This window comes from Micromonospora sp. M51, assembly GCF_018070305.1.
GTDB lineage: Bacteria > Actinomycetota > Actinomycetes > Mycobacteriales > Micromonosporaceae > Micromonospora > Micromonospora parva.
In genome coordinates, this window is sequence record NZ_JAGPXZ010000556.1 from 1 (window position 1) to 4,254 (window position 4,254).

The following is a 4,254-nucleotide window of genomic DNA, read 5'->3' on the forward strand; positions in this document are numbered from 1 at the left end:
GGCGTACGGGTTCGCGGTCGCCTCGACGCCCTTGCGCGACAGGTGGTTGGTGAAGAAGACGAAGCCCTCCGGGTCGTACCCCTTCAACAACACCGTCCGCCCGCTCGGCCGGCCGGCCGGGTCGGCGGTGCCCACCACCATGGCGTTCGGTTCGGGCAGCCCGAAGGCCACCGCGTCGGCGAACCAGCTGTCGAACTGGGTGTGCCAGTCGGCGGCCAGGTCAGCCTCGGTCAGGCCCAGGTCCGCGGCGTACTCGTTACGCATCGCGGCCGGGGCGGGTGTGTCACCCGTCACGTCCCCACTCCTTCTCGGGGGCCCCGCCAGCACCCTCCCGCGCTGACCAGCCCGCCCTGCCCAGTCTCACTGAGCCAGGCGGAGAATGCGCGTCCGGGGATGTCGCGTGCAGCACAGTCGCAGCGGGTCGCGTATCCCTTACTCAGCAGGCAAGATGTTCCGAACACATCCCTGAGGGTCGCCTAAGGCGCCCGGCCGATCGGGCCGGATGAGCTGTTCGGGCGCACCGACCAGATCCAGGAGAGCGACATGGCCGATTTCAAACCCGGGCTGGAGGGCGTCGTCGCCTTCGAGACCGAGATCGCCGAACCTGACCGTGAGGGCGGCGCGCTGCGCTATCGCGGGGTCGACATCGAGGATCTGATCGGCCAGGTGTCGTTCGGCAACGTCTGGGCACTGCTGGTCGACGGCCGGTTCGGGCCGGGCCTGCCGCCGGCGGAACCGTTCCCGGTGCCGGTGCACTCCGGTGACATCCGCGTCGACGTGCAGTCCGCAGTCGCCATGCTGGCCCCGTACTGGGGTCTCAACCAACTGCTGGACATCTCCGACGAGCAGGCCCGTGAGGATCTCGCCCGGGTCTCGGTGACAGCGCTCTCCTTCGTCGCCCAGTCTGCTCGCGGCCTCGGCCTGCCGGCCGTGCCGCAGAAGGAGATCGACAAGGCGCAGACCATCGTCGAGCGGTTCTTGAAGCGCTGGCGCGGCGAGCCCGACCCCCGGCACGTCAAGGCCGTCGACGCGTACTTCATCTCGGCCGCCGAGCACGGCCTGAACGCGTCCACCTTCACCGCTCGCATCGTCGCCTCCACCGGGGCGGACGCGGCGGCCTGCATCTCGTCGGGCATCGGCGCCCTCTCCGGCCCGCTGCACGGCGGTGCCCCGTCCCGGGTGCTCAGCATGCTGGAGGCGGTCGAGCGCAGCGGCGACGCGGAGGGTTACGTCAAGGGTGTCCTGGACCGCGGCGAGCGGTTGATGGGCTTCGGCCACCGCGTCTACCGCGCGGAGGACCCGCGCGCCCGGGTGCTCCGGCGCACCGCCAAGGAGCTGGGCGCGCCGCGCTTCGAGATCGCCGAGGCGCTGGAGAAGGCCGCCCTGGCCGAGCTTCAGGCCCGCCGCCCGGACCGGGTGCTGGCCACCAACGTCGAGTTCTGGTCGGCGGTGGTGCTGGACTTCGCCGAGGTGCCGGCGCACATGTTCACCTCGATGTTCACCTGCGCCCGGATGGGCGGCTGGAGCGCGCACATCCTGGAGCAGAAGCGGCTGCAGCGGCTGGTCCGCCCGTCCGCCCGCTACGTCGGCCCGGAGACCCGCAAGCCGTCCGACGTCGAGGGCTGGGCGGCCATTCCGCACGGCGTCTGACCGGTACGAAAGGGGCCCTTCCTCGACGCCGGGCGTCGGGGCGGGGCCCTTTTCGGTGGCTGCCGGCGCCAACTGTGGCGAAGGCCTCAGACCTGCCCTCGGGGGCCCGGCTTCCACCGATGGGTCCGGGTGCGAGGATGGGGGCCGGCAGTGTCGCCGGCCCGCCCTCGCCCTTGCGGAAGGATCTTCAAGACCGTGGCTGACGCACCGATCATCCGGATTCCCGATGAGATCAAGCCCGCCGACGGACGTTTCGGCTGCGGCCCGTCCAAGGTCCGCCCGGCGGCGGTGTCCGCTCTCGCCGAGGTCGCGACCACCTACCTCGGCACTTCGCACCGGCAGAAGACGGTCCGTGACCAGGTGGCCCGGCTGCGCTCCGGCATCGCCGAGTTCTTCTCGCTGCCCGAGGGCTACGAGGTGGTGATCGGCAACGGTGGCACCACCGCGTTCTGGGAGGTCGCCACCTTCGGCCTGATCCGCGACCGGGCCCAGTTCGCCAGCTTCGGCGAGTTCGGCGCCAAGTTCGCCAAGTCGGTCAAGGAAGCCCCGTTCCTGGGTGAGCCGACGGTCCGCAAGGCCGACGCGGGCAGCGCCCCGACCCTGGTCGCCGAGTCCGGCGTGGACGCGTACGCGACGCCGCAGAACGAGACCTCGACCGGTGTGGCGGTTCCGATCAGCCGGGTGGCCGGGGCGGACGAGGGCGCGCTGCTGCTTGTCGACGCGACCTCCGGCGCGGGTGGCCTGGACGTCAACGTCGGCGAGACCGACGTCTACTACTTCGCTCCGCAGAAGTGCTTCGGCTCCGACGGCGGGCTCTGGCTGGCTCTGATGTCCCCGGCCGCACTGGACCGGGCCGCCGAGATCAAGGCGTCCGGGCGCTACATCCCGGCCTTCCTCGATCTGGTAACCGCGATCGACAACTCGCGGCTGGAGCAGACCTACAACACCCCGGCGCTGGCCACCATCTTCCTGGCCGCCGAGCAGACCGACTGGATGAACGCACAGGGCGGTCTGGCCTGGGCGGCGAAGCGCACCGCCGAGAGCGCCGCCGCGGTCTACGGCTGGGCTGAGCGGTCCAGCGTGGCCACCCCGTTCGTCACCGACCCGTCGTTGCGCTCCAACGTGGTCGCCACCATCGACTTCGCCGACGGGGTGGACGCCACGGCGATCGCCAAGGCGCTGCGCGCCAACGGCATCGTGGACACTGAGCCCTACCGCAAGCTCGGTCGCAACCAGCTGCGGGTGGCGCTGTTCCCGGCCGTCGAGCCGGCCGATGTCGAGGCGCTGACCGCGTCCATCGACTACGTGGTCGAGCGACTCTGAGGTTCGTCACGTTCGGTGTCCGTGGAGGCCTCCACGGACACCGAACGTGATCATCGCCGCAGCTCAGTCACGACATGCGGGGTGTCGCTTCCCCCACCCCGAGGCAGATGCGCGTACGGTGGTCCGAGACGCCTGGGTGGCCGACTCGTGGCGTGCGGCCAGCGAAGCGGGACGGAGGCAACGCTATGCGCCCAGTACGCTTCGTCGCCCTCTCCGAGGACGGCCATGCCCTGGTTCTCGCCGACGAGGTGGGGCGGCTGCTCGCCCTGCCCATCGACGAACGGATCTCCGGTGCGTTGCACGCCGAGCCCGGTTCGCCGCCGCTCGCGGTGGCACCGACCGCCGCCGACCCGGTTCCGTCTCTGTCTCCTCGGGACATTCAGGCCCGCATCCGCTCCGGTGAGTCCGCGGAGGATGTCGCCCGGATCGCCGGCGTGCCGGTCGACCGGGTGCTGCGCTATGCCGGCCCGGTGCTGCAGGAGCGGGCGATGCTCGCCCAGCACGCCCGCCGCACCCGTCTCAAGGGCGCGGAGAAGCCCACCCCGCTCGCCGAGGTGGTCAACGGCCGGCTGAGCCAGCACGGCATCGACACCGAGAAGATCTCCTGGGACGCGTACCGGCGTGACGACGGCACCTGGCGGATCATCGCCACCTGGCCGTCGGGCAAGGCCACCGCGCAGGCCATCTGGGATCTCGACAAGACCCGGCAGCAGGTCACCCCGCACGACGACATGGCGCAGTACCTGTGCGCGGAGCGGCCCACGCCGATCCTCGGCCAGGAGCCGGCACCGGAGCGGGGCGGGCACGGCCTGCCTGGTCCGTCGCGCGGTGAGCCGAGTCGTGGTGGGCACGGGTTGCCGGCGGCGTCCGAGCACCCGCGCCCGGGCCGCGATCCGATCCGGGCCGGCCGGGACGCCCTGCTCGCGTCGCTGGACCGTCCGCTCGGCGCCTCGTCGGGTCGTGGGCTGGAGCCGCGTACCCCGGCTGCGCTCGCCGGTTCGGACGCGCCCCGGCAGCGGCCGGTCGGTGGGGGTGCCGCCGCCCTGCTCGGCGGTGGCCAGGGGTCGGCCTTCGACGACGATTCGGACGCGCCCAAGGAGGTGCCGGCCGTGCCGTCGCTGGCGGTGCTCCGGCCCCGTCGGACGGGCGCTGCAGCGGCCGCCGGCGGCGAGTCGACCGACGCCAGCGGCAAGCCGCGCAAGCGGCTCCCGAGCTGGGACGACGTGCTCTTCGGCAGCGGCCCGGCCGCCCGCGAATCCTCCTGACGCCGCGCGGGGTCCG

General features: G+C 72.2%; 4 protein-coding genes. 3 read left to right on the forward strand and 1 reads right to left on the reverse strand.

Annotated elements, in window-relative coordinates:
- A partial coding sequence (locus KBX53_RS24365) for a pyridoxamine 5'-phosphate oxidase family protein (RefSeq protein WP_210861858.1) occupies positions 1-264 on the reverse strand: 264 nt, incomplete at its 3' end.
- Between the two features lie 279 nt (positions 265-543).
- Here KBX53_RS24365 and KBX53_RS24370 point away from each other — a divergent pair.
- The 3 genes from KBX53_RS24370 to sepH all read left to right on the forward strand — a co-directional run bounded on the left by KBX53_RS24370 (position 544) and on the right by sepH (position 4,238).
- The gene (locus KBX53_RS24370; protein WP_210861855.1) at positions 544-1,650 is read left to right on the forward strand and encodes a citrate synthase 2; all 1,107 of its coding nucleotides are present in this window, start codon (positions 544-546) and stop codon (positions 1,648-1,650) included.
- 195 nt (positions 1,651-1,845) lie between these two features.
- Positions 1,846-2,973, forward strand: a complete 1,128-nt coding sequence (gene serC / locus KBX53_RS24375) for a phosphoserine transaminase (RefSeq protein ID WP_210861857.1) — start codon at positions 1,846-1,848, stop codon at positions 2,971-2,973.
- A 185-nt stretch (positions 2,974-3,158) separates the two neighbouring features.
- Entirely contained in the window at positions 3,159-4,238 is a 1,080-nt protein-coding gene (sepH, locus tag KBX53_RS24380) for a septation protein SepH (RefSeq protein ID WP_030329624.1), read from the forward strand.
- The last annotated feature ends 16 nt before the right edge of the window (positions 4,239-4,254 follow it).